Here is a 25,427-nt window from a genome sequence, read left to right as displayed (position 1 = left end):
TATATTAAAAGGGACCTGTACATAATTGTACAGGTTTTTTGGCAATTAGGAGGATTTTGTTTCTGATGAAAAAGTCTCGTAGCTGCTGTTCTCGTTTTCAAGCAGCTTTTTATTGTTCTTCTCGAGTGGAGCCGTTTTATGATACCGACCGAGAATGCGGCTCATCACCAAAATGGCTACAATGGAGTACAATACTTTTTCGAGACCGACGATAAAAAATGCCGACCCGACAATAATGACATCTGTTGCAAGAATGGTTTTTCCCGGATTAACCCCGTAATGTTTATCGAGATATACACACAACATGTTCACACCGCCAAGCGATGATCCGCAGCGGAATAAAAGTATCAGTCCGAAACCGATTAAAACACCGCCTGTCAACGAACTAATAATCGGAAAAGGAATGGTGAATGTAAATACATGGTCGAGTGCTTCCGACATAATCGAAAGAATGGTGACGCTAATGAAACTTTTAATGGTGAATGGAAGACCAAGCTGAATAATAGATAAAAAATAAAAAGGGATGTTAATGAAGAAAAACAACGTACCAAACGAAAAAGGTGTGAGATGCTGAAGAATCATTCCCATGCCCGCTGTGCCGCCGATCACAAGTTCGGAAGATGTGAGCACTTTAATACCCAATGCAACGAGGAGACATCCCATTATAATTAGAAGTGATTGCTTTTTCATCTTTATGCCGCTCCTTTATTGGTATTTTTATACACAAAAAATTATAAATATAAGAATATGAACCGTAAAAACTATTATTCTTGTAAAAAATACACATACTATTATTAAATAACAGGATGCTTTCGTTTTCAATCTTTTGTTGTTGTAAATGATAATAACTGAATATTTAAATAATATCTTCACTTATGTTAGGTTTTCTGCTATGCAATTTTTATATATAAATCCACATAAACCCTTGTAAGCCTGCTCAAGGTGAGAGAACAGAAAAATGCAAATAGAAGAAGGCTCGATGACAGATGTTATCCTGTTTATGTTCCTTTGTTTGAGCATCCTGAATAGACTCAAAAGGTTTTCGTATAAGGCTTCGGCAAGGGCCCGTAAGGGGAATTGGCGAAGTCTTATGCGTAAAGAATGTAGCATGGACCGCTTTTGTCCATGTTACATTCTTTATGTGGATTTATATAGAAAAGAAGAGGAAAAAAGAGCTTCTCCCTTTAACTATTAAAAGAGAACCAAAATGATGATAGGAGAGGAAAGTATGAGCTGGAACGAAAACGTATTTATCAAGAAATTCAAGATTACATATCCAATTGTTCAAGCGGGAATGGCAGGTGGAATTACAACACCCGAACTGGTGGCCGCTGTTTCCAATTACGGGGCGCTGGGGTCGATTGGGGCCGGGTATATGTCAGCAAGTGAAATGGCTGAAGCCATTAGGGATACCAAACAGTTGACCAATAAACCGTTTAATGTGAACGTATTCGTGCCGTCTATTGATCTGCTGGAAGTGAAAGAGGAACAAAGGCAAAAGGCTTTAGAAGTATTAAAGCCTTATTTTGAAAATTTAAACATAAGAGAGGAGCCCGTCATCCGGGATTATTCTACCGTTTTTAACAACCAGATTGACGCCATTATCGAAGAAGGGGCGGCTGTCTGTTCCTTTACGTTTGGAGCACCTCCTCGAGAAGTGGTTTCACGGTTGAAAGAAAAGGGTGTGCTTCTTATCGGTACGGCTACAACGGCAGCTGAAGCAATTGTATTGGAAGAGAGCGGGATGGATGCCATTGTTGCGCAGGGCAGTGAAGCGGGGGGACACCGCGGCAGCTTTCCGGATACGAGAGAAGATGTCCAGATAGGAATCATGTCATTGCTGCCTCGGATAACTGATTGTGTAACCATTCCGGTCATTGCCGCGGGTGGCATTATGGACGGGCGCGGGATAAACGCAGCTCTCTCATTGGGAGCGCAGGGAGTACAACTAGGGACGATCTTTTTGGCGACAGAAGAAAGTGGTGCGCATCCCGTCTATAAAGAAAAAGTCATCAACAGCGATGAGCAAAGCACGATGATGACTAAGGCTTTTTCGGGAAAGTATGCACGTGGTATCCGCAATACGTTTATGGAGGAAATGGAACATCAAAAGGATTGTATCCTTCCATATCCGATGCAGCATGATTTGACAAGCGGATTACGCAAAGGAGCAGCTGCCCGACAAAACCCCAATTATATGTCCCTTTGGGCAGGACAGGGAATCGGGATGGTCAAGCAATCACAAAGCGTAATTCAAGTACTTGATGAATTGATCCGTAAAATGTACGTGGGTGCTTCTCGCCGCTAAAAGAATAAGGAAGGTGATCGTTCATCTCTTTTTTCGATTAGACCGTTGGTTGCTTTTAAGCTGGAAAAGTGATATAGTGGTTTTAAACCATTTTACTTTTAATATAAGAAAGATTTAATAAGCTGTAACTTCAAGGGAGATAGCAAGGTTAAATCTTCTTAGGGGTTACAGTTTTTTAACTCTTATTATTATTTGTAAATTGGTTGAAAAAAGATATGTGCATAAAGGTACATTTTAGGAGGATTTTTTACATGCAAAACGGTAAAGTAAAATGGTTTAACGCTGAAAAAGGTTTTGGATTCATCGAAGTTGAAGGTGGAGACGATGTATTCGTACACTTTTCTGCTATTCAAGGAGAAGGCTTCAAGTCTTTAGAAGAAGGTCAAGAAGTTTCTTTCGAAATCGTTGAAGGTAATCGTGGACCTCAAGCTGCTAACGTGATAAAAAAATAATGGACATTCGAGAGAAGGGGGATTCCTTCTCTTTTTCGTTTGCCCATCTCTTAAAAAGAGGCTGCCCTAACTGGGCAGTCTCTTTTTAAAGTGTTATTTCTCAAATGTTTTCATTTGATGATTCCTCCGCAATTGCGGATAGAAGATGATTCCGCTTGCGAGCAATGTCAGGCCGAGCATAAATGTTTTCAAATCAGATGTGCCGGCAATGATAACCCAAACAGAGTAAATGGTTGCAAATAACGCGATGACGCTATCGATGACCCGCCCCATTTTCCGCCCGTACGTTTCTCCTGTCAGGGCCAATTTTAACTGAAAAAGAGATGAAATCAAATAAGGAACCAAATAGGCGAGTGTGGCAATATAGATCACAAAATCAAATGCTGCCGAAATAGAACTGGAGATGGTCGAAAATACTAGAATTTGTGCTAAACCGTTGGAAACGATTAATGAATAGACGGGCATTCCTTTTCCATTTTCGTTTAAAAACTGCGGAAGGAATAATCCTTGTTTTGCTGCCTGGTAAGGGATTTCCGCACTTAGCAAAATCCAGCCAATCGTGGATCCGAATAAACTAATTAATCCGAGTGCAGCTAGTAAATAACCGCCTATTGGTCCTAAAATTGCGGAGATGGCATCCACTAATGGTTTTTCCGAACGAATCAATTGTTCCTGTGGGAGCATCCCCATCACAAGGATACTAATCCCGACATATATCGCTAAAGCAAGGAGCAAGCCGAGAATCGTCGCACGCTTCACATCTGATTGCTTTTTGGCCCGAGATGCAAAGATAATGGCTGATTCGACGCCGAGAAAGGCCCACAATGTGGAAACTGCTGCATTGTTCACTTGTGTGAGCAATCCAAGGGAGCGGCCTGCTTCATCCATCCTTGGTGCGACAAAAGGAAGCAGGTTGCTCTTTTGGAACGCAAACAATCCGATGATAATGAACAACAGGAACCCTATTACCTTGGCAGACGTCGCGATAAAATTCAGCTTCCCGGCACCTTCTATGCCTTGCAAAATAAACACGTGAGTTCCCCATAAGAGAACAGTGCAGACAAGAAATGTCAGGCTGTTCCCAACTTTTAAGGTAAAGGAGCCAATAGTAAAAAGAGCGGCTTTGCTTGTTAAGATAGGAAAGAAAGTGGATAAGTAACTGGTAAATGTCGTAATTATCGCGACGTTCCCCGCAAAGTTTCCGATCCAGTATCCCCATGAAGACATAAATCCCGACAATAGGGAGACTTTCTTATATTTACTGAATAATTCTTTTGCATAAATTTGCGGACCGCCGCTTAAGTTCGGCTTGCTAATCGCGAGATTACCGAACACGAGAGCGGTCATTAAGACACCTGCCCCTGTCAACAACCAGGCAAGCATAACACCCGCAGGACTTGCCGCTTCCGAAAGTGAGCGGGGCAGCATAAAAATGCCTGAGCCGACCATATTGCCGACTACCAGTGCCGTTAACACCCAAAAACCGAGTTTGTTTTGATTCATGATGAAAAACCTCCTTTTATGGTTATGGTCATTTTTATCATTCATGTAAAAACCCATACAGTTAAACGAAGAAGCGAATGAACTTATATCATCATTTTCCAATCATGATGTAAAAGAATCCGGTTCATTTTGTAAAAGAAAAAAGACGTGTTCCCACGTCCTTTTAATATGAATCTTTTTTATTATTCCTGCTGGCACACCATTTATTCTCGTCTCACATTAAATAGATAAATCCACGCAAATTGTGAACCTTTGCGGGCTCATAATGCGAGTAGTTTTTATTTCATTTACCATCCGGTTTCGTTGTAATATTATGAAAATTGCAACACCGTCTCGCTAAGTTGGAAAGAAGACCGCAAAAAGCCCGGAAGTCATTCCCGGGCTTTTTGATATAAAGGACAGTAGTCGCATGATGCTATTCATCGAATGTAATCGAAATAGGAGTGGTTTCGTGTTGTTTTGGAATTTCAATTTCAAGCAAGCCGTTTTTATAGCGGGCTGAGATGCTTTGGTCTTCTGAATACTGGAACGGTAAACGAATGGAACGTGAAAAAGGACCACGGAATCGCTCTTTTAATTTTAATTCCTTTGCCTCAACGGGATAAACATAGGGAGCCGTTCCTTCAATGATTAAGTGGTCGCCTTGTAATTTTATGGTTATATCTTTAGCGGTTTGCAGGCCAGGGAGCTCAACGACCACAACGCCAGTCGTTTCGGTTTCGTACAGGTCACAATTTGGATAACGGGCAGGCATCATTTTCTGAATATCTTTCCAAAATTGATCACCAAGAATATCCTCCACTTTTTTATGAACTGATGACCAATCTAATTGAGAAGGCTGTTTTTTCATCGACAATTTCCTCCATCCTTTCTCGTTAAAGGTCTATATTACTTTATGAAAAGAAAAGAGAAAATGTGCTTATCCACAGATCGTTTATTTAATAAAAATATGTTCTAAAAGAAAAATTATAAAATAAGTTTGCGGCTAACCATTTAGTGTGACCTGTATATAAGAACAAACACGAATCATATGAGAGGCCGAGGAACAAAGGCTAAGAACGCGACGTCAATCGCCGCGCCTTTGCTAGTACATCCTGTACGTCGAAAGACTATGAATAAGACGCTCTGTCTGCACCCCTGTACCCCCCCATGCATCCTGCGAGAATGTTTTTACTAGAATAATTGTGTACGCCGAAGGCATGTAAGATGAAAAATGACGAATTTTCGAGCAAATTAGAAGGGATATGGTCGAAAATCACGTATAATTAGAACAGAGAAGATTTTGAAAAAGAAGATAATAGAACACAGGAATGAATAGGCAACGTTTACATAAGAAGAGAAAAAAGGAAGGAAGGGTGGCAATGGGAGAAAAGAGAAGTTCGAGCGGCTTTTTGGTGAAGCAGCGTGCTTTTTTAAAACTTTATATGATTACAATGACCGAACAGGAAAGATTATATGGGTTAAAACTACTCGACGTCTTGCGCGATGAGTTTCGTTCATACGGCTTTCGTCCAAATCATTCAGAAGTGTATAAGGCCTTGCATGATTTAATTGAAGATGGGGTTTTAAAACAAGTGAAAAGAAAAAAAGAAGGCATGAAATTCCAGGAAGTCGTCTATTATACGTTTACAGATGGAGGCTATGAAAAAGCGCAGCGTTACAAGCAACAGCTGAAAGTGGAGCTGGAACGCTGTGAAGCGATGCTGAAAAAGGCGATTCGTGATAATTTTGGTCCTGTATAATCAAAAAGCTGTGTTCCCAAGCAGGAATACAGCTTTTTGTCATGCAAGGGCAATGGAACCCCATGTATCGTTGATTATCAATCTATCTTCTAGATAAAGAATCTCGATATTTAATGACGATAATGAAGAATGAAGAAAGATGAAAGCAGGTTTTTGACTAGACGGCAGATTTTTCTTCTGGTTCATTTAGCAGCTTAAAACGGCGCTGAACGGAAACCAAACGATAGGAAAGCCCTAAGGCACCTGCCGCTAAGCCGGTAATCAATCCGATCCAGTAGCCAAATGCCTCGAGATTGGTGTAGTTTGCTAACATATAGCCGAGAGGCAGCCCGATTACCCAGTACGAAATAAGCGCCATAATAAAGGTTACGTTTACATCTTTATAGCCGCGCAGCGTACCTTGAATCGGCGCTTGTAAGGCATCGGAGAGCTGGAAGAAGATCGCATATAATAGGAAGTGAGAAGTCAAGGACAATACTTCTGTATCTTTTGTATATAATCCAGCGATCGGCTCCCGTATAAAAAATAAAAAGGTTCCTGAAATAAAGGCCATCATGACTGCCATTGAGATTCCCATGCGGCTGTATTGGCGGGCGTCCCGATATCGCTTTGCTCCGATTTCAAAGCCAACCACAATTGTTAAAGCCATAGAAATGCTTAACGGAATCATATATAAAAAGGAAGCGAAGTTGATCGCTGCCTGGTGAGAGGCAATTGTGTTTGTATCATAGGCACTCATAAGCAGAGTGACCGCGGCGAAGATGCTCGTTTCAAAAAAAATCGCAAAGCCGATTGGCAGTCCGATTTTCAATAATTCTTTCCAGTTCCTCAAGGAAGGGGCATACAACTTCCGCAACAACCGATAAGTGGAAAATGGAGTCATCTTCACTGTAATAAAAAGCGTAATGATAAAGATCACCCAATACGTAATAGCGGTTGCTATCCCGGCTCCGACTCCTCCAAGCGCAGGGAACCCGAATTTACCGAAAATAAGCATATAGTTGAAGAAGACATTAATCGGCAAAGACAACAAAGTGACAATCATCGTTATCCTCGTTTGGCCAAGAGCATCGATGAAATTCCGCAATACTGTGTAAACGAACAGGGGAATGATACCGACCGCCAAGGCCATCAAGTACTGTTTGGCGATTTCCCGTACTTCTTGTTCCAAGTTCATATTATTTAATATTGAATCAAGAAAAAGTCCCCCTATTCCTAATACGACAAGGGCCATTGTGATTGATACGTACATTGCTTGTGTAACAGAGAATGGCACTTTTTCTCTCTCATTCGCTCCGGCTAATTGAGCCACAACCGGAGTGGTCGCCATTAGAATACCGCTTAATCCCGTAAAAATCGGAACCCAAAGGTTTGATCCAATGGCAACTCCGGCAAGATCGTTCGCACTCACTCTTCCCGACATCATCGTATCGAAAAAGTTCATTGAAAACATGGCAAATTGTGTAATTAATATCGGAAATAGAATGGAAGCGAATTGCTTGAGTTTTTCCTTATTTGAAAATGTTTGTCTCATCACATAAACCTCAACTTTTCAATTGTTGGTAACAAAAGAATTATATCATGAATGACGGAAAAGAAGACCAAGAAGCATTCGACTCTGAAAAAAATGGGAAAGATGATATGATGAAGGAAACAGAAAGCGGGAGGGAAAACAAGGTGGATTTACGATTAAACGGTAAACATGTTCTTATTACAGGAGGATCAAAAGGGATTGGAAAAGGCATTGCGAAAGCCTTTTTGGCGGAAGGTGCGAGCGTCGCCATTGCAGCCCGGGGCGAGGAATCATTACAAGCAGCTAAACAGGAACTTGGGGACGTTGCCATTTATCAAGCGGACTTAACGAAAGAAGAGGAAAGAGAACGGTTCTTTCATACATATATAAGAGATTATGGCAATATTGATATTCTCATTAATAATGCAGGAGGCAGCAATGGCAGCTCTGCTCTGGAAACGGACATGGAACTGTTTCATCAGGCCATGGAGTTAAATTATTTTTCAGCGGTTCATTTAAGCAAACTTGCAGTGAATGAGATGAAAAAGCAGGGAAGCGGGAGCATCATTAACATCACATCCATTTTTGGCCGGGAAAGCGGCGGGAAGGTGACTTACAATAATGCAAAAGCAGCGCTCATCAGTTTTACGAAATCATTGGCAGATGAGGTGATTCCATTTGGCATTAGGGTGAATAGTGTAGCACCGGGCAGCATTTTGCATCCAACCGGCAATTGGCAAAAACGTTTGGACGAAAATCCTGAAAAAATCAAACAATTTGTGAAGGATGAAATCCCGGCAGGGCGCTTTGGAACAGTGGACGAAGTAGCCAATGTAGCCGTGTTTTTGGCATCTGATCAAGCATCGTGGGTCGTGGGAGCCAGTGTTAACGTAGATGGCGGACAATCACGGATGAATTTTTAATAAGATGACAGAGGAACGATAGAATGGAAGAGATGAAGATATTCCTTCTAACCGCGAAGAGGCTTTTCAGGATACAAATGAAAAGCAATATAAATATTTAAAGAAAATGGTTTCTCAACTATTACAAAAATAAAAGGGGCTCCGTCTTTGAAGAGGCGGAGCTCCTTTTATTTTTGATCCGTATTTGTTTCAGATTGATCAAATGATGTCTTTAAGCTAAATCCATGAAGAAAAGAATCGCGTAAATATGAATGAAGTGAATGTTATGTTGGAAATGATTCTTTTCAAATGCAAAAAGAATTTTTCTAAAATTTTAGTATTTACAAATAGAGTAAGAGAATTATAATAAAGTTTAGATAATATTGATAATCACTATCAATTGCATAAGGTAGTTGAAGAGAAGGGATGGAACAACATGAACACAAAGCCGTGGAAGGCAATGACAACAGTTGCATTGGCTTCATCACTTTTATTAACAAGCGCCTGCTCGAACGAGAAAACAACTGCAAAAGAAGAAACAAAAGCAGAAAAAAGCAGCCTGGCTGTTCCTGTGGCAGACTATAAATTCGATACAGCGGGCAATATGTTCGCTTACGCAGAGTTTGAGCTTTCAGGAGAACCGCTTGTTGAAGGATTAGGATTAGATTTAGATGTACTTGACGTACGCAAGCTCGATAAGCCTTCTAAGTTTGATTATACAGCAGGGGTCGAATCGTACGAATATTCCGAGGAAGGGATGTATGAAGTAACAGAAAAATCGGGTTTAGGCCTGCATCTTATCCATGGCCCTGCAGTTGGGGAATTAGCGAAGAAAACAGGTAAAGACGCACCGACTGTATTGGGAGAACGTTTTTACGAACTGGCAGACAGCGTCGGTTATCCGAAAGATGAGTTATTTAGGAACATGTTTCCGACGTTAATCGAATATTCATCGGGTGACCCGCACTATACACAAAAAATCGATACGGGCGTTTACGCCAAAAACGATGACGGTTCTTATGTCCCGATTTATCAGGTGGATTTTAAAACATTGCGCTGGGATCGAGGAAAGATGGACAAGGTGCTGAATCCATCTGCTTATGGAGCAACCTTCCTGAAGCAAGCGCTTTGGGCAGGAGACTTTATGGGCGGTTTACATAAGGTAGACAGCGATGAAGAGCTTGAAGCGACATCGTCAAAAGATGATGACGACGCCAACATTGCGTTAGGAGTAAGTTCGGCTGACGGGATGCAGGGAGCAATCCTGACTGAACAAATTTGGAACAAGCTGAATTACATTCGAGACGGGCTATTTTATGATGCGGCCGGCAAGCAGTTGACGGCTGGTACCGGAAGTAAATACGATCCGGCCAACGGACTTGTTTACTTGCCGCATGAAATCGAAGTGACAGAAGACGGAAATGAGCAGGCACCGAGTGCTAAACAACTAGCGGTAAAAGATGCGCGAAGCATGCTGCAAGATCAATGGCTCATGTTATGGCCGGCATCCGAATTTTATGGAATGACAGATCAGCGCCCGGAAAATAAGGCACAAAATCCAGCGTTTTTAGCTGTCTTTGACGGAAAACCGTTTCCGAGCGCTGCAAAAGAAAATGTAGATGGTTCTATTGTAAATGATGTGAAATCGTCTGACCCTTATTCCGTTAACCGGGATGTATTATTGCAGGTCTTTAAAAATATTGATGAGATGCATTTTAACAATGAAGCGGGAGCTTTTATCGATGAACATGATGGCAAGGCGCCTGGAACCCATGTCGATACATTCCAGGCCGGTTACACGACAGAAGCGCTCCGCATGTTCCAGCGCGCCATTGACGGCCTTCCTGTCGGATACGCAAGCGGTGAGGATGCAAAAGGACTGGGAACGGAAGAAGGAAAGCGTGCGCTGGAAATGATTCAAAAGCAAGCAGACTTCATCTTAAACGAGTTAAAGCGTGAAGATGGTCTTGTTGCGAATGGCTATACGATCGGAAAAGGTCAGGATGACAGCGAACCGACTTTAGATGCACAACTAGGAGCGATTCGGGGACTGACAGCGGCGTTTTTAGCAACGAAAGAAACGAAGTATCGTGATGCTGCCCGTCAGCTATATCAAGCAATGGATGAAAAGATGCTCGATAAAGAAATGAATCTATATTATACAAGTAAAGATGAGATGAAATATACTCCAATGACAGCAGGGGCTTTATCCGCCGTATTCCGTATTGCGTTAAATAACTTATATAACGCGGACGGAGATCAAGACACATTGTCTGCCCTGGATCGTGAAACGATCATCTCCCGCTATGTTGCTTTTTACGATACGGTCATTGACGGTCCATCGTTAAAAGAAGGCATGCAGGCAAGCGAGTTTTGGGATACGGGAGATGCTTATATTGACGGCAAAAAACTTGGCAACACCGACAAGGACAATGTTCCGCAAGTGCAGGCAGGTCACGGAAAATATGGGATTGCTCCTGTATTAGTAAACGTAGAAGTAAAGAAACCGTAAAGAAGGAAACAACATGAAGTGGAAAAGACTTTTACAATTGACGATTTTATCTGCAGCGACCATCGTGGTTGCAAGCTGCCAGCATGAGCAGGCGGTCACGATCAAACAATTGGTTCGCGACCATGCGGCCCATAGCGACAATATGTTGCTAAATGACAAAGGCGATACGCTGTATGTTGCCAATATGGATATAAACACTGTCTCGATCCTTGATGCAAAAACGAAAAAAGTACAAGCGGAAGTTTCGGTCGGGAAGGAACCGAGGCAACTGGCGTTAAGTCCTGATGACCAATACGTATATGTCTCGTGCTTATATGACAATCAGGTAGATGTCATTTCAACAAAAGAAAAAAAAGTGGTGGATTCCATTGAGGTCGGCATCCAGCCGTACGGGCTTGTCACGAGCCAAAACGGTGATACGCTTTATGTAGCGAATTATCAGTCCGGTACGTTATCGATCATTGATACAGATGAGAGAAAAGAAAAGAAGGAATTGAAAATCGGTGACCGTCCCAGAACGGTCACTATTACAAAAGACGGGAAAAAGCTGTACGTTCCCCATTACTTAGACGGCGATATTAGTGTCATCGATACAGAAAAGGAAAAAGTGACAAAGACCATCAAACTGGCAGCGTCACCAGACCAGCCTGACCGCAAGAAAAGTCAAGGTGTGCCGAACACCGTCGAGCAGTTTGTCATTTCGCCCGATGGAAAAAAAGCGTTCGTTCCGCATTTATTGACGAATATCGATACGCCGATAAACTTTGAAGAAACCATTTTTCCGGCCGTCTCGGTCATTGATTTAGAAAAAGATGAAGAGATTATCGACGAACGAAAAGAACTGTTCGATGAAATCAATATCCGTGATGTGAAAAACGAAAACATGATTGTGTCTAATCCATATGATGTGGCATTTCAGCCGGATGGAAGCAAAGCCTATGTAGTGATGTCCGGAAGCGAAGATCTTGTCGTTTTTGATTTGACACGCGGTGGAAATGCGACCCAAATTCTGCGTCGTATCAAAGGAGATAACCCGAGGGGAATTGCGATTTCAAAAGATGGCCAGACCCTTTTTGTTCATAACGCCATGAGCCATGATCTGGCGACGATTCAAACAGGCGGTGACAGCCCTTATGCGCGGGTCAAAATGACAGGAGAGCCCGTGAAGCTGATCAAAAAGGACCCACTTCCAAAAGACGTACGGGAAGGCAAAACGATTTTTTATAGTGCCAACAGTGATGAATTCGCTGCAAGCATAACGGGGAACAATTGGATGAGCTGTGCCTCCTGTCATGCGGATGGGGACATGAACCGCTTAACGCTCATGACACCAAAAGGTCCGCGCAATATTCCAAGCAACGTTGTAACGACGGAAACGGGCCTGTTTTTGTGGGATGGGACACGCAATGAGTTTGCGGATTACATTCATACCGTACAGGGCGAAATGGGAGGCATGACGGAACTTGATCCTGCCAAACCGATGCCGGAAGATGTGCAGCATATGTATGATCTGATCTTCGCCTTTTTGCAAGATCCAAACTCGTTTCCACCTCCGCAAAGCCCTTATCGACAAAAAGATGGTCGTTTAACGGATACAGCTAGCCAAGGAGAACAATTGTTTAATGGAAAAGGAAACTGTCTGAGCTGCCATGGAGGTGAATTTTTCACGGACAGCCCCAAGGCAGTGAATGAGGAAGGTAAGTTAACGGAACTCAATACGAATTTTCTCCATGACATTGGAACCGGAAACAAACTGGACGTTCCTTCAAAAGGAGATGCACGCGGGCAATATCAGAACCCGCGAGATGGAAAAAAGTTTGATACCCCAACTTTAAGAGGGGTGTGGGCAACGGCGCCGTATTTCCACGATGGCAGTGCCGAGACCATTGAAGAAGCGATTGAGCGTCATGGAAACGACAGCATTCCGAAGCTGTCAAAAGGAGAAGTGACCGCCATTGCCGAATATGTCAAATCGATTGAATAGTCAAAGAGGATGACTCAAAATGGATAAAAAGACATACCTATTAAGTCATCCTCTTGAAAGGACCCGTCATGAAAATCCGGCAAAATCAGAGGATTCCGTGACGGGTCCTTTCAGTAAAGATCAACTTTTGTCATGGATGCGTAAAGAACTTGGCATGGGCGTTTTTTGCTCATGTTAAATTCTTTATGTGGATTCATATAGTTCTTAAGTCATTTTGATTATGAAGCTTTCGTGTCATCGGTTGACAAGTACCGAAAAAGTACGTATGATTTTATATTAAGTCCAGGTTAATTACATGTAAATTCCACCTTTACAATTCGCGTATAAAAGTGTAAGATAAGTAGCCGTGGCCTGGCATTTTAGTTTCTTAATAAAATAATTGACATTTAAAATGAAAGAGTTAAAATGTAACAGGACGCGATTCGACCTCTCTTACGAATGATCATGTAAGGGAGATTCTCTTTTTTATAGCCTTCAAAGAAGATAGACATATAGAGAATGTCTTTAGTAGTAAAAAGGGGTGAACATGTTGAAAAATGTATTAAAAAATCCAAAACAGCTGTTAAACAAACCATTTGGATTGTTTGTTTTGATTATTTTTGTATTTTGGATGAAAACATATGCGATTTATTTAAATGAATTTACATTGGGCATCGATAATGCGGTGCAAAAGTTTCTTTTATTTATAAACCCAATTAGCTCTACCGTGTTTTTCTTTGCTTTTGCTTTATTATTTAAAGGAAAAGCTCGAAACCGGGCATATTTAACGATTCACTTTATTCTGTCGTTCGTTTTATACGCAAACGTCGTATATTATCGTTTCTTTAACGATTTCATTACATTGCCGGTATTGATGCAGACGCAAAACTTTGGTCAATTGGGCGGCAGTGCAATGGCATTGATTAAACCATATGATGTGCTTTATTTCTTAGACTTCATCTTGTTAACTGTAGTAATGTTCATGAAAGTCGTAAAGCCGCAGGAAAAGTTATCTCGTAAAGCCGTTTCAGCGGTCTTTTTATCAGCCGTTTTAATTTTTACAACAAACTTGGCTCTTGCCGAGTCAGATCGTCCGCAATTATTAACGCGTACGTTTGACCGTAACTATTTGGTGAAATATTTAGGGATTCACAATTTTACGATTTATGATATCATTCAAAGCTCCAAGTCTTCAGCACAGCGTGCGTTAGCGGACAGCAATGATATTACTGAAGTAAAAAACTATACAAGCGCGACTTATGCGAAACCGAATGATAAGTATTTCGGTGCAGCAAAAGGTATGAACGTGATTTACATTTCCATGGAATCACTTCAAAATTTCATTATCAACTATAAATTGCACGGTCAAGAAGTAACACCGTTCTTAAACTCATTGACTCGTGATCCGAACACACTTTATTTTGATAATTTCTTCCATCAAACGGCACAAGGTAAAACATCCGATGCAGAATTCATGATGGAAAACTCTTTATTCCCGCTGCCTCAAGGCTCTGTATTTACAACAAAAGGTACGAATACGTATCAAGGCCTTCCGGCGATTTTAAAGAGCAATGGATATAAATTTACGGCATCTTTACACGGAAACTACAAAACGTTCTGGAATCGTGAAGAAATGTACAAATCACTTGGTTATGACATGTTCTATGACGCAAGTTATTACAACATGACACCAGAGCATACATTAAACTATGGTCTAGAAGATAAACCATACTTTAAAGAATCGATTCCGTATTTGAAAGATATGCCTCAGCCGTTCTATGCGAAGTTCATTTCGTTATCAAACCATTTCCCTTATCCATTGGATGAGGAAGATCAAACAATTGAACCGGCAACAACAGGCGATACATCTGTGGACCAATATTTCCAAACGGCTCGTTATTTTGACGAAGCGTTGAAACAATTCTTCGATGATTTAAAAGCCTCAGGTTTATATGATAATACGATAGTTGTCATGTATGGTGACCACTATGGTATTTCCGAAAATCACAAACCTGCAATGGCTAAGATTTTAGGCAAAGAAGAAATTACAGACTATGAGCAAGTACAATTACAACGTGTACCATTATTCATCCACGTTCCTGGAGGTAAAATCCAGGGCGGCGTGAACCACACTTATGGTGGTCAAGTAGACGTTCGTCCAACTGTATTGCACCTATTGGGAATCGATACAAAAGAGTACATCGAATTCGGTTCTGACTTATTGTCACCAGAGCATCATCAAATTGTACCTTTCCGTAATGGTGACTTTGTAACAGCTGAATACACCGAAGTGGATGGCAAATTGTATAAAAACCCTACAGGTGAGCTAGTCGAAGATAAAGAAGCAGCAAAACAATACAGTGAAGCTGCGAAGAAAGAACTCGAGCTTTCAGATAAAGTGGTATATGGCGACTTATTACGTTTCCATGAAGTAAAAGGGTTCAAACCAGTGAACCGCTCAACATTAGATTACTCAAAAGCAAAACATTATAATCAATAAAAAAGAATGCTCCGTTTAGCGGGGCATTCTTTTTTATTGGTCTGTGTAAAAAACAATGTTGATTGTCTCTTGTTTCTCTTGTCAGTATACTTTTGGCAGCAGGAACTCATACTAAAAAGAGTGTAAATACCATATCTAACAGGTAATAAAAATAAAATTTTTTAAAAACCTCTTCATATACATTAGGGGGGTATGGTAATATAAATGTAAGGAGGAAATAATATGGAAAATGAGATGCTAAATGAAATGAATGATAGCTGTTGTAATTTGCCTCACCCCGAACGAAAAAGCCACCATTCAGAAAAAACGAAGAAAAACCTGGTGACTCGCTTAAATCGAATTGAAGGGCAAATCCGCGGCGTCAAAGGACTTATTGAAAGAGATACGTATTGTGATGATGTCATTACACAAATTTCAGCCATACAGTCTGCACTAAATAGTGTAGCAAAAATTTTATTTGAAGGCCATCTAAAGAGCTGCGTAGTTGAACGGATTCAAGATGGGGAGATGGAAGTTGTCGATGAGCTGCTTGTGACCATGCAGCGCATGATGAAGAGATAAGACTGATTAGGGAGCCTCCGTTTTGACGGGGTTCCCGCAATCAGTTCAACTCAGGAAAGAACGCTGAGTTGAAAAGAATAAAAAATATAAGGAGAGATCGAGGATGGAAAAAGTAACGTTAAATGTTCAAGGAATGTCGTGCGGTCATTGTGTAAAAGCAATTGAAGGAAGCGTTGGAGAACTAAGTGGTGTAAGCAAGGTAACGGTACATTTAGCTGAAGGTCAAGTGGATGTAGAGTTTGATGCAAACAAAGTATCAGTGGAGCAAATTAAAGAAACGATCGATGACCAAGGATATGATGTAATCTAAAACGGGAATGACCCCGTTTTAGATTACATCACGAAACGGACCGTCATGTGAGAAAGGTGAAAACCAATGTTTGGCGTGACGACTCATTTGGTAAAAAGAGATGACAGTGGGGCTATAAGGAAAGCTCCTTTTATTTAAAATTTTTATATACCCCTTGTAGGTATAGGAGGGATTGGGATGAGCCAAAACATAAAAGAAGCAAATCTTCAAATTACAGGAATGACATGTGCGGCTTGTGCAAATCGCATTGAGAAGGGATTAAAGAAAATGGAAGGCGTAGAGGATGCAAATGTCAATTTTGCATTGGAGAAATCTACGATTAAATACAATCCGGATGTGGTAAACATAGATGCTTTTCAACAAAAGGTTCGTGATTTAGGATATGACGTCATTAGTGAAAAAGCCGAGTTTACCATTACAGGCATGACGTGTGCCGCTTGTGCAACCCGCATTGAAAAAGGATTAAACAAGTTAGTAGGCGTTACAAAGGCTGCTGTTAACTTAGCCCTTGAAAGTGCCGCGGTGGAATATGATCCGGGTGCGGCAAGTGTTCAAGATATGATTGCACGCGTAGAGAAACTTGGCTATGGAGCCAGCTTGAAAAGTGAAAAGCAAGAAGATGTGGCAGAGCTCCGGGCAAAAGAGCTTGAAACCCAAAAAGGGAAATTCATCTTTTCACTAATCTTGTCATTTCCGCTTTTATGGGCAATGGTCAGCCACTTTAGCTTTACGTCATTTATCTGGCTGCCTGATATGCTCATGAATCCATGGGTGCAGTTCGCGTTGGCAACTCCAGTTCAGTTCATCATTGGTAAGCAGTTTTATGTGGGAGCATATAAAGCATTGCGAAATAAAAGTGCCAACATGGATGTGTTGGTCGCACTTGGTACATCGGCCGCTTACTTTTACAGCCTCTATTTATCCATTTCATCAATCGGAACGGCCGCTCACATGGTCGAGTTGTATTTTGAAACGAGTGCCGTTTTAATCACCTTGATTATTCTGGGTAAGCTGTTTGAGGCAAAAGCAAAAGGACGTTCTTCAGAAGCCATCAAAAAATTAATGGGATTACAGGCGAAAACGGCAATGGTCGTTCGCGGCGGTAAAGAACTGGAAATACCATTAGAGGAAGTAATCGTGGGAGATATCATTTATGTGAAGCCCGGCGAAAAGGTACCGGTGGACGGCGAGATTATCGAAGGACGCTCCGCATTGGATGAATCCATGCTGACAGGTGAAAGTGTTCCAGTCGATAAAACGGTCGGCGATAACGTCATCGGAGCAACCATTAATAAAAATGGTTTCTTAAAAATAAAAGCGACAAAAGTGGGGCGTGATACGGCTTTAGCTCAAATTATTAAGGTGGTGGAGGAAGCGCAGGGGTCAAAAGCACCGATTCAACGCCTGGCTGACCAAATTTCGGGTATTTTCGTACCAATCGTTGTAGGAATTGCGGTCGTCACGTTTTTAACCTGGTTCTTTATCGTGGATCCTGGCAACTTCGCCGAAGCGTTAGAAAAATTGATTGCGGTTCTTGTTATTGCATGTCCATGTGCATTAGGTTTGGCAACCCCGACTTCCATTATGGCGGGATCAGGACGCGCAGCCGAATTCGGCATATTATTTAAAGGCGGCGAGCATTTGGAAACGACACACCGTATTACAACAGTTGTGTTAGACAAAACGGGTACGGTTACAAATGGTGAACCTGTTTTAACAGATGTGCTGGTTGCTCAAGGTATTGAAGAAAAGGAATTTTTACGACTGGTGGGAACAGCAGAAAAGCAATCGGAACATCCATTAGCTGAGGCCATCGTAGCGGGCATTCGTGAAAAAGGAATCGAATTACAAGATACAGCTGAATTTGAGGCCATTCCTGGTTACGGGATTAAAGCCGTTATCGATGAAAAAGAACTGCTGATTGGTACACGCAAATTGATGAAGCAATACAACGTGGAAATCGATTTTGTTCTTGAGTCAATGGAAGAGTTGGAGCGTAACGGAAAAACAGCGATGCTTGTTGCTATTAATGGTGCATATGCCGGAACGGTAGCAGTAGCCGATACAGTGAAAGATACATCAAAAGAAGCCGTTCGACGCCTAAGAGAAATGGGACTGGAAGTCGTCATGATGACAGGAGACAATAGGCAAACAGCGGAAGCCATCGCGAAACAAGTCGGCATTGAATCTGTTATTGCCGAAGTATTGCCGGAAGGAAAAGCAGACGAAGTGAAAAAGCTCCAGGCACTGGGCAAGAAGATTGCGATGGTTGGAGATGGGATTAACGATGCACCGGCACTGGCGGTGGCTGATATTGGAATGGCCATTGGTACGGGCACGGATGTAGCTATGGAAGCAGCTGACATCACGCTGATGCGCGGTGATTTAAACAGCATTGCCGATGCCATCTTCATGAGTAAAAAGACGATTGCGAACATTAAGCAAAACTTATTCTGGGCATTTGCTTATAACGCGATGGGCATTCCAGTCGCGGCACTTGGATTTTTAGCTCCATGGCTGGCGGGAGCGGCGATGGCATTCAGTTCCGTTTCAGTTGTTCTTAATGCCCTTCGTTTACAGCGGGTAAAATTATAAAGAGGGGGATATGGTCCCTCTCTTTCGAAAAGGGGAGAAAAAAATGAAAAAATGGGCAGTCTCAGCTATTATTTATTTACTTGTTGTTGTTGCAGGCTATAGTGTTTATGCCAGCCTGACAGGTCAAGAAAAGACCGATAATGCACATAAACAAACAGAGAATCATGAAACGGAGGGGCATGCAGCTGACGAACATGAGGGAGCGCATGAAGAAGATCACGGAGGTCATGGTGATCATGCCGCGATGGAAAGTGAAGTAACAGCCAAGGCGGGTGTAACGAACGAAGAAATCATCATTGAGTTGAAAGACCAGCAAGGAAATGCCGTCAGCGACTTGGAAGTGAATCATGAGAAGCTTCTTCATTTAATTGTCGTAGATGATCATTTGGAACAATATGTTCACCTCCATCCGGAACAAGTGAAACCGGGAACATTCAAGATAAAGCACTCTCTGCCAGAAGGCTCCTATAAAGCGTTTATCGATATTAAGCCGAAAAACTTGGCATATGCAGTAAAGCCTGTTCCTTTTACCATTGGTGTAGAAGGCAAGGAGCATGCGCACCCTCAGTTAACACCTGATGCCGTGTTGGAAAAAGAAGTAGATGGATATAAGGTGACGTTGAATTCAAGCGAATGGAAAGCGGGAAAAGATGTAACATTAACATTCAACCTACATGGAAAACAAGTCGAGCCATATTTAGGGGCAATGGGCCATGTCGTCATTTTAGATGAAAGCGGTGAAAAGTATCTTCACGTTCATCCGGCAAATGAAAATGAGACCATCTTTGAAACTAGCTTTGAACAACCAGGCATTTATAAAATCTGGGCGGAATTTAAGCAAAATGGCAAAGTAAGAGTGTTTCCATTTGTGGTAGAAGTGAAATGAGGAAGATAAGCCGTAATTTCAGCAAGCATATTCTCCTTTGCAACGGTAAAAGCTGCATACGGAATGGGGCGGATGAAGTAACGAAAGCCATCCGGGATGAAATTCACCGGCAGCAGGCCTCTCGTGACATTCACACAACAAAAACCCTTTGCAATGGAAGATGTGAGGAAGGCCCGATCATTATCGTGTATCCGGATGATGGTTGGTACGGGGAAATGACGGGAGAAGAAGGAAGGAACATGATTAAATAAATAGTAAGCAAGGAAATGGAAAGCCCCAAAACCTGTCTTAAAGGTTTTGGGGCTATTTTTGTAACCTTATCTACAACTAAAGTGTAAAGAAGCGATGCAGTATGAGAGTCGGATCATCATTTTATGTTTGGCGCTCATGAACGGTGTCGGGGTGCTCGCTGTACCGACCCAGGCCCTTGCTTCTATTGCGTTTTTTCTTCTGCCGATGTTTAACAAAGGTACTCAACACAAAAGAAAGATGGAATATATTTCAAGGTTTTCCTTAGAGAAAAATGGTAAAAATGACACGTTTTTTTCTTCATTTGACGTGATAGATTTACAAAGTAATAGATGATTAATTTGAGGGAGGTTCACTTATTGAAAAAAGCGTTTGCATTTTTATCTACTGTCGTTCTGACCGCTTCCCTTCTTGTTCATCCGACCAGCGGAAAAGCAGCGACTACATTTAGTGATGTATCCATGTATAAAGAGGAGATCGGATACTTAACAGATCAAAAAATCATTAATGGATATCCAGATGGTACGTTCAAGCCGGATCAACCGATTAAGCGCCTTCAAGCGGTGCAAATGATTTTGCGTGAAATGGGCATCAGTGATACAAATGCGCCAAATCCAAACTTCAAAGACGTGAAGCCTGGTGATTACGGTTATGGGGACATTGCAACAGCTGTTGACCTTGGGATTATTTCAGGAAAGCAGGATGGCACATTCGAGCCATGGGGAACATTGACGCGTGCCCAAATGGCAAAAATTTTAGTCAATGCATACAAACTGCGAGGCATTTATCCATACGACTTTAAGGATATAACTCCAGATTCATGGGCATTTGAATATATCAGCCCGTTAGCTGCCAATAACATTACAACCGGTTACGGAGACGGCACGTTCAGACCTAATTTACCGTTATCCCGCGCGCATTTCTCCGTGTTTATGGCACGTTTGTTGAATTCAGACTTTAAACCGGAAAACGAGATGCTGGCTGACTCTCTGTTAGAGGGATTGTTTGACCTGAAAATTCAAGATACCGACATCCATCCGAGTGAGCCTATCATTTATGTGCTGGATTCAATTGAAAATCAAGTAGTGGCATTAAACTACGAAACCTATGAAATGACAGCAGTTCCATTGAACTTGCCGGCTGAGCGGATGACATACCGCAATGGGAAAATATATGTAACACTATTAAAAGGACAGCATAGCTCTTACTGGTGGGCAAAAGATCAGCAAGGAGCAGTTGCTATTATTGATGCAAACCAAATGAAAGTTGAAAAACAATTTAACATTGATTTAGATCCGTTTGACATCGCTGCTGATGGGAAGGGCCATATTTTCGTGACGTCCGGTTCAGGTCAGCACACAAGCATGCATAGCTATGATGAAGCAACAGGAGAAAAGCTGGGCGAAATGGGGCTTTACGAGCGTAGCTATATGCAGATGCATCCGTCCCTAAACCGTATTTATACGATTGATACGAATGTATCTCCACGTGATATGGATGTGTTCCAATTTGATGAAAACGGAAAATTCATATCCACATATGATTCTCCTTACCATGGAGATTATAACTTGGCAACGGATTTAACGATTTCTCCAGACGGTAAATACATTTTTAACAGTATAGGAAACATCTTCCGTGCAACAATGCTGAAAGATTCTGATATGAGCTATGTAGGGAAATTGGATAAAGCATATAAAACGATTGCATTTGATTTAGAGTATGGAGAATTTTATACATCGAATGACCGTGAATATATCACAGCATACGATTATACAACGTTCAAGCCAAAATACCAGCTTGAAACATACGGCAAGCCGGCGCATATGTTCTATCAAGATAACAAGCTCCTCATCTTATCGACGATGGAGTTGGAAGGTTCCGGTGTGCAATATGTGGGATTAGAAACGATCGAATTTGAAACGGAATAAACACAGGAAGGAGGCAGACTCAAAAGTAGAAAAGAGATACTTTGTGAGTCTCCTCTTTTTAGTAGAAACTATATAAATCCACATTGAAAATCCGACATGGCCAAAAGCAGCCATGTCAGATTTTCACCTTTTCAGCCTATTCAAGATGTAAAGACAGAAAAACTGTAAGTAGCTTAAAAAGCCAAAAAATGAAAGAGAGATTTGTTTGTAATGGAAAAAGATGAAAATGGAGTGGTTTTTTGTAAACTACCCAAATTTAAATATAATAGTTTGTGTAATGATTTTTTATAATTAAAAGAAGCTGGTGACATGAGAGGAGCACATGAATGGTCAGTAAAGAAAGTAATTTGAAAGTAGTAGTGGCCGGTCTCTTGCTGGGTATTTTGATGGCTGCGATGGATAACACGATTGTAGCCACAGCCATGGGGACAATTGTGGCAGATCTCGGGGGATTGGATAAGTTCGTCTGGGTGACTTCTGCCTACATGGTCGCAGTTATGGCCGGAATGCCGATTTTCGGTAAGCTGTCTGACATGTACGGCCGTAAACGATTTTACATGTCTGGCCTTGTCGTCTTTTTAATTGGATCAATTTTGTGCGGTACCGCACAGAATATTATTCAGCTAAGTCTGTACCGTGCCATTCAGGGAATTGGCGGCGGTGCCTTGATGCCAATTGCCTTTACGATTGTATTTGACGTTTTCCCGCCGGAAAAGCGAGGGAAAATGACAGGTTTGTTAGGAGCGGTATTTGGGACAGCAAGTGTACTTGGTCCATTGTTAGGAGCGTACATTACCGAGTATATTAGCTGGCATTGGATCTTTTACGTGAATGTTCCGCTTGGCCTGCTGTCTTTATTCTTAATCGCCCGCGCTTTAGGGGATCGGCCAACCCGACAAATTCATTCTTCCGTTCTTTGGGCATGACACTTGGAGTTACGATTTTTGGAACAATCTAAGTATTTACAAGAGAATTAGAAGAAGGATTTAAGGGAATGCGGGGAGCTCAAGGCGGCATGGCTTCTATCGGGGACCCTCGGGGCATTTTTGAAGCAAGTGAACGCACGAAAATCCCGCCGTTTGTTCTTGATAAAATCGTTGACGCGATGTCTGCATCAATTACGTTTGCCTTTATGCTGGCCTTAATTCCCATTGTATTGGCGGCTATTGCCATTTTTTTATGGGCAATGACCGTGTGGAAGTGAAAAAAGAAGAACCAGCTATGGCAGCAAAATCATAAAACTTTTGAACAAAGCACTGGTGAAAAAAATCCCGGTGCTTTGAATTCGTATGGAGAAGCCGAAAAAATGCTTGAAATTTTAAGAAAAAGAATCGAGGAGTTTTCTTGAAAAGATGAAAAAACTGTACGATACAAAACATAAACAGGAGAATGCAGGGAAAATGTATATTATTGTAGGAGTCATCATGCACGCGGAGACAGAACTGAAATGGCTCGAACAGCTTTATGAAGATGCTGTAGAAGGAAAGTTGGGCGAAAAGGGAGACCCCTTACTCAATTTCTTATGACAAGAAGCTTTGAATGAAATCGGCACGAGTGTCCACTAATAAACGTTAAGGGGCGTTCCACCAGGTTGTAACCATAACTTGTTTAATAGTTTATGGTTGCAGCCTTTTTTATGATGGTCATGCTGAACGGTCATCATCAGTTCGACACCCCTTTTATCTTATCAATAAATTATTTTCGGAAAAATAGTAGGAAAAATAGAATAATGAACGATATTGAAAATTTTTGATTGTTTTTGAAAGAAAATGATTGATTTCTGGAAGGGGTTACACTATTATATGAATACAGAGATTCATAGAGGAGGTGAAAGTGATGTTAACACCAGAAAGACATCGCTTAATCCTTAAATTATTAAAAGAACAAGAAATTGTAAAAATACAAGATTTAATCGACTTGACTAACTCGTCTGAATCAACGATTAGACGTGATTTAATACAATTAGAGCAATCAAAGTTTTTAAAACGTGTTCATGGTGGAGCGGCAAGGCTGCAAGGGAAATTATCCGAGCCGAGCATTGTTGAAAAATCCGCCAAAAACCTTCAAGAAAAAATAGAAATCGCCCAATTTGCTGCAAGCTTTATAGAAGATGGCGATTGTATATATTTAGATGCCGGAACGACGGTATTTCAAATGATACATTATTTGGAAGGCAAAGATATTGTCGTGGTAACAAACGGCCTTCATCATCTTGATGCCTTACTTGAAAAGGGGATCAAAACGTATTTAGTAGGCGGGGAAATCAAGAATAAAACGAGAGCGATGATAGGAAGAGGGGCTCTTATCAGTCTTGAAAATTACCGCTTTGATAAATGCTTTATGGGTGTGAACGGCATTCATACAACTTACGGTTACACGACTCCGGATCCTGAAGAGGCATTAATCAAACAAACAGCCATTCGCTTATCGCGTGAAGCATATGTGCTGGCGGATGATTCGAAATTCAACGAAATTTCCTTTGCAAAAGTCGGAGATTTGCATGAGGCTACTATTTTAACAAACGAAATAGATGAAGACTTATTAAGAACTTTCGAAACAAACACTTCAATAAAGGTTGTGACAAAATGATTTATACGATGACATTAAATCCATCTATCGACTATATTGTGGAAGTTGATTCTTTTGAGCTTGGCGGACTGAATCGAATTGAAAGGGACGCCAAATTTCCCGGAGGAAAGGGAATTAACGTTTCCCAGGTTCTCCATCGGCTCGGAGTAAATAGTAAGGCACTTGGATTTATTGGAGGCTACACCGGAAAATATGTGAATGATTGTTTAAAAGCGAGCGGTATCGATGTTGACTTTGTCAAGGTGGAAGGTGATACGCGCATTAACATTAAACTAAAGACTGGACAAGAAACAGAAATTAACGGGCAAGGCCCGACCATTCATACACAAGATTTATCAAAGCTGATGCAAAGGGTAGAACAACTGACTTCAGAAGATATTCTAGTTTTAGCAGGAAGCATTCCAAAATCCGTTCCTTCCACGATTTACGAAACAATGGCCCAAATCGGCGGTAAAAAGGGTGCAAAAGTAGTAGTGGATGCCACAGGGGACGTATTAATGAATGTTCTGCCGTACCGCCCGTTTCTCATCAAACCGAATCATCATGAGTTAGGGGAACTGTTTGGTGTAACAATTGAAACGGTAGAAGATGCCGTTCCATATGGAAAACGTCTTGTTGAGATGGGGGCGCAGCATGTCATTGTCTCACTGGCGGGAAAAGGGGCGCTTTTATTTAGCAAGGAGCTGTCGCTTCATGCAAATGTCCCGAAAGGAGAAGTGAAGAATTCGGTTGGCGCCGGTGATTCGGTCGTTGGCGGCTTTTTGGCAGCATATGTCCAAACAGGTGACGTACAAAACGCCTTTCGCTATGGTGTTGCATCTGGAAGTGCAACTGCCTTTTCACTTGAGCTATGCAAAAAAGAACAAGTGGAGGAGCTGCTTCCGCAAATCGAACTTGTGGAAATCTAAGGGGGA

At 41.6% G+C, this 25,427-nt stretch carries 21 protein-coding genes and 2 pseudogenes; 19 read left to right on the top strand and 4 right to left on the bottom strand.

Going from position 1 to position 25,427, the window contains the following annotated elements; translation table 11 throughout:
- Positions 1–45 precede the first annotated feature (45 nt).
- Entirely contained in the window at positions 46–690 is a 645-nt protein-coding gene (locus tag ACFOU2_RS01040) for a YitT family protein (protein ID WP_377911421.1), read from the bottom strand.
- 538 nt (positions 691–1,228) lie between these two features.
- Between ACFOU2_RS01040 and ACFOU2_RS01035 the strand changes: the two genes are divergently transcribed.
- Both ACFOU2_RS01035 and cspD read left to right on the top strand, forming a co-directional pair.
- Positions 1,229–2,308 (top strand): NAD(P)H-dependent flavin oxidoreductase, encoded by a 1,080-nt coding sequence (locus ACFOU2_RS01035; RefSeq protein ID WP_377911419.1) that lies wholly within the window; start codon positions 1,229–1,231, stop codon positions 2,306–2,308.
- A 251-nt stretch (positions 2,309–2,559) separates the two neighbouring features.
- Positions 2,560–2,760, top strand: a complete 201-nt coding sequence (gene cspD, locus ACFOU2_RS01030; RefSeq protein ID WP_377911417.1) for a cold-shock protein CspD — start codon at positions 2,560–2,562, stop codon at positions 2,758–2,760.
- A 93-nt stretch (positions 2,761–2,853) separates the two neighbouring features.
- Here the strand turns inward: cspD and ACFOU2_RS01025 are convergent, their stop codons facing one another.
- A complete protein-coding gene (locus ACFOU2_RS01025; protein ID WP_377911415.1) occupies positions 2,854–4,263 on the bottom strand; it encodes an amino acid permease in 1,410 nt (469 codons plus the stop codon).
- A gap of 415 nt (positions 4,264–4,678) precedes the next feature.
- Positions 4,679–5,113, bottom strand: a complete 435-nt coding sequence (locus ACFOU2_RS01020; RefSeq protein WP_377911413.1) for an Hsp20/alpha crystallin family protein — start codon at positions 5,111–5,113, stop codon at positions 4,679–4,681.
- Between the two features lie 511 nt (positions 5,114–5,624).
- On the opposite strand from ACFOU2_RS01020, the gene ACFOU2_RS01015 reads away from it, so the two are divergent.
- Complete coding sequence (locus ACFOU2_RS01015; RefSeq protein ID WP_377911411.1) at positions 5,625–6,005, top strand: helix-turn-helix transcriptional regulator; 381 nt, start codon at positions 5,625–5,627, stop codon at positions 6,003–6,005.
- Positions 6,006–6,162: 157 nt separating this feature from the next.
- Here ACFOU2_RS01015 and ACFOU2_RS01010 read toward each other — a convergent pair whose 3' ends face one another.
- On the bottom strand, positions 6,163–7,539 hold the full coding sequence (locus tag ACFOU2_RS01010; protein WP_377911409.1) for an MATE family efflux transporter: 1,377 nt from the start codon (positions 7,537–7,539) through the stop codon (positions 6,163–6,165).
- 143 nt (positions 7,540–7,682) lie between these two features.
- On the opposite strand from ACFOU2_RS01010, the gene ACFOU2_RS01005 reads away from it, so the two are divergent.
- The 16 genes and pseudogenes from ACFOU2_RS01005 (at position 7,683) to pfkB (ending at position 25,421) form a co-directional block, all read left to right on the top strand.
- Positions 7,683–8,441: an SDR family NAD(P)-dependent oxidoreductase gene (locus tag ACFOU2_RS01005; protein ID WP_377911701.1), complete on the top strand. Its 759-nt coding sequence runs from the start codon at positions 7,683–7,685 to the stop codon at positions 8,439–8,441.
- Positions 8,442–8,478: 37 nt separating this feature from the next.
- A pseudogene (locus ACFOU2_RS25665) lies at positions 8,479–8,574 on the top strand (YunG family protein); the annotation flags it as partial.
- Between the two features lie 282 nt (positions 8,575–8,856).
- Positions 8,857–10,932 (top strand): hypothetical protein, encoded by a 2,076-nt coding sequence (locus ACFOU2_RS01000; RefSeq protein ID WP_377911407.1) that lies wholly within the window; start codon positions 8,857–8,859, stop codon positions 10,930–10,932.
- 13 nt (positions 10,933–10,945) lie between these two features.
- Entirely contained in the window at positions 10,946–12,916 is a 1,971-nt protein-coding gene (locus ACFOU2_RS00995; RefSeq protein ID WP_377911405.1) for a beta-propeller fold lactonase family protein, read from the top strand.
- Between the two features lie 19 nt (positions 12,917–12,935).
- On the top strand, positions 12,936–13,094 hold the full coding sequence (locus ACFOU2_RS00990; protein ID WP_377911403.1) for a hypothetical protein: 159 nt from the start codon (positions 12,936–12,938) through the stop codon (positions 13,092–13,094).
- A 351-nt stretch (positions 13,095–13,445) separates the two neighbouring features.
- Entirely contained in the window at positions 13,446–15,395 is a 1,950-nt protein-coding gene (locus tag ACFOU2_RS00985) for an LTA synthase family protein (RefSeq protein ID WP_377911401.1), read from the top strand.
- 222 nt (positions 15,396–15,617) lie between these two features.
- Positions 15,618–15,956, top strand: coding sequence for a metal-sensitive transcriptional regulator (locus tag ACFOU2_RS00980; RefSeq protein WP_377911399.1), 339 nt, complete (start codon positions 15,618–15,620; stop codon positions 15,954–15,956).
- Between the two features lie 103 nt (positions 15,957–16,059).
- Entirely contained in the window at positions 16,060–16,266 is a 207-nt protein-coding gene (gene copZ, locus ACFOU2_RS00975) for a copper chaperone CopZ (RefSeq protein ID WP_377911397.1), read from the top strand.
- A 177-nt stretch (positions 16,267–16,443) separates the two neighbouring features.
- Positions 16,444–18,861 carry a heavy metal translocating P-type ATPase gene (locus ACFOU2_RS00970; RefSeq protein ID WP_377911395.1) on the top strand — a complete coding sequence of 806 codons (2,418 nt, stop codon included), beginning with the start codon at positions 16,444–16,446 and terminating at the stop codon, positions 18,859–18,861.
- A 43-nt stretch (positions 18,862–18,904) separates the two neighbouring features.
- Entirely contained in the window at positions 18,905–19,747 is an 843-nt protein-coding gene (locus tag ACFOU2_RS00965) for a hypothetical protein (protein ID WP_377911393.1), read from the top strand.
- Entirely contained in the window at positions 19,744–19,998 is a 255-nt protein-coding gene (locus ACFOU2_RS00960) for a (2Fe-2S) ferredoxin domain-containing protein (protein ID WP_377911391.1), read from the top strand. The genes ACFOU2_RS00965 and ACFOU2_RS00960 overlap by 4 nt, the downstream gene beginning before the upstream one ends.
- A 357-nt stretch (positions 19,999–20,355) precedes the next feature.
- Entirely contained in the window at positions 20,356–21,924 is a 1,569-nt protein-coding gene (locus ACFOU2_RS00955; RefSeq protein ID WP_377911389.1) for an S-layer homology domain-containing protein, read from the top strand.
- Positions 21,925–22,250: 326 nt separating this feature from the next.
- A pseudogene (locus ACFOU2_RS00950) lies at positions 22,251–23,163 on the top strand (MFS transporter).
- A gap of 113 nt (positions 23,164–23,276) precedes the next feature.
- Positions 23,277–23,450, top strand: a complete 174-nt coding sequence (locus ACFOU2_RS00945) for a hypothetical protein (RefSeq protein ID WP_377911387.1) — start codon at positions 23,277–23,279, stop codon at positions 23,448–23,450.
- A 310-nt stretch (positions 23,451–23,760) separates the two neighbouring features.
- Entirely contained in the window at positions 23,761–24,513 is a 753-nt protein-coding gene (locus tag ACFOU2_RS00940) for a DeoR/GlpR family DNA-binding transcription regulator (RefSeq protein WP_377911385.1), read from the top strand.
- The gene (pfkB, locus tag ACFOU2_RS00935) at positions 24,510–25,421 is read left to right on the top strand and encodes a 1-phosphofructokinase (RefSeq protein WP_377911383.1); all 912 of its coding nucleotides are present in this window, start codon (positions 24,510–24,512) and stop codon (positions 25,419–25,421) included. The genes ACFOU2_RS00940 and pfkB overlap by 4 nt, the downstream gene beginning before the upstream one ends.
- Positions 25,422–25,427 lie beyond the last annotated feature (6 nt).

It is taken from the genome of Bacillus songklensis, from assembly GCF_042649685.1.
In the GTDB taxonomy this organism is placed as follows: Bacteria; Bacillota; Bacilli; order Bacillales; family Bacillaceae_H; genus Bacillus_BA; species Bacillus_BA songklensis.
Note: the sequence above shows the minus strand (reverse complement) of the source record. Positions and strands in the feature narration are given on the sequence as shown.

What these genes read in the sequence shown, in the direction of transcription:
- ACFOU2_RS01040 (WP_377911421.1), bottom strand. Translation starts at nt 690, where the DNA reads ATGAAAAAGCAATCACTTCTAATTATAATGGGATGTCTCCTCGTTGCA.
- ACFOU2_RS01035 (WP_377911419.1), top strand. Translation starts at nt 1,229, where the DNA reads ATGAGCTGGAACGAAAACGTATTTATCAAGAAATTCAAGATTACATAT.
- cspD (WP_377911417.1), top strand. Translation starts at nt 2,560, where the DNA reads ATGCAAAACGGTAAAGTAAAATGGTTTAACGCTGAAAAAGGTTTTGGA.
- ACFOU2_RS01025 (WP_377911415.1), bottom strand. Translation starts at nt 4,263, where the DNA reads ATGAATCAAAACAAACTCGGTTTTTGGGTGTTAACGGCACTGGTAGTC.
- ACFOU2_RS01020 (WP_377911413.1), bottom strand. Translation starts at nt 5,113, where the DNA reads ATGAAAAAACAGCCTTCTCAATTAGATTGGTCATCAGTTCATAAAAAA.
- ACFOU2_RS01015 (WP_377911411.1), top strand. Translation starts at nt 5,625, where the DNA reads ATGGGAGAAAAGAGAAGTTCGAGCGGCTTTTTGGTGAAGCAGCGTGCT.
- ACFOU2_RS01010 (WP_377911409.1), bottom strand. Translation starts at nt 7,539, where the DNA reads ATGAGACAAACATTTTCAAATAAGGAAAAACTCAAGCAATTCGCTTCC.
- ACFOU2_RS01000 (WP_377911407.1), top strand. Translation starts at nt 8,857, where the DNA reads ATGAACACAAAGCCGTGGAAGGCAATGACAACAGTTGCATTGGCTTCA.
- ACFOU2_RS00995 (WP_377911405.1), top strand. Translation starts at nt 10,946, where the DNA reads ATGAAGTGGAAAAGACTTTTACAATTGACGATTTTATCTGCAGCGACC.
- ACFOU2_RS00990 (WP_377911403.1), top strand. Translation starts at nt 12,936, where the DNA reads ATGGATAAAAAGACATACCTATTAAGTCATCCTCTTGAAAGGACCCGT.
- ACFOU2_RS00980 (WP_377911399.1), top strand. Translation starts at nt 15,618, where the DNA reads ATGGAAAATGAGATGCTAAATGAAATGAATGATAGCTGTTGTAATTTG.
- copZ (WP_377911397.1), top strand. Translation starts at nt 16,060, where the DNA reads ATGGAAAAAGTAACGTTAAATGTTCAAGGAATGTCGTGCGGTCATTGT.
- ACFOU2_RS00970 (WP_377911395.1), top strand. Translation starts at nt 16,444, where the DNA reads ATGAGCCAAAACATAAAAGAAGCAAATCTTCAAATTACAGGAATGACA.
- ACFOU2_RS00965 (WP_377911393.1), top strand. Translation starts at nt 18,905, where the DNA reads ATGAAAAAATGGGCAGTCTCAGCTATTATTTATTTACTTGTTGTTGTT.
- ACFOU2_RS00960 (WP_377911391.1), top strand. Translation starts at nt 19,744, where the DNA reads ATGAGGAAGATAAGCCGTAATTTCAGCAAGCATATTCTCCTTTGCAAC.
- ACFOU2_RS00945 (WP_377911387.1), top strand. Translation starts at nt 23,277, where the DNA reads ATGAAAAAACTGTACGATACAAAACATAAACAGGAGAATGCAGGGAAA.
- ACFOU2_RS00940 (WP_377911385.1), top strand. Translation starts at nt 23,761, where the DNA reads ATGTTAACACCAGAAAGACATCGCTTAATCCTTAAATTATTAAAAGAA.
- pfkB (WP_377911383.1), top strand. Translation starts at nt 24,510, where the DNA reads ATGATTTATACGATGACATTAAATCCATCTATCGACTATATTGTGGAA.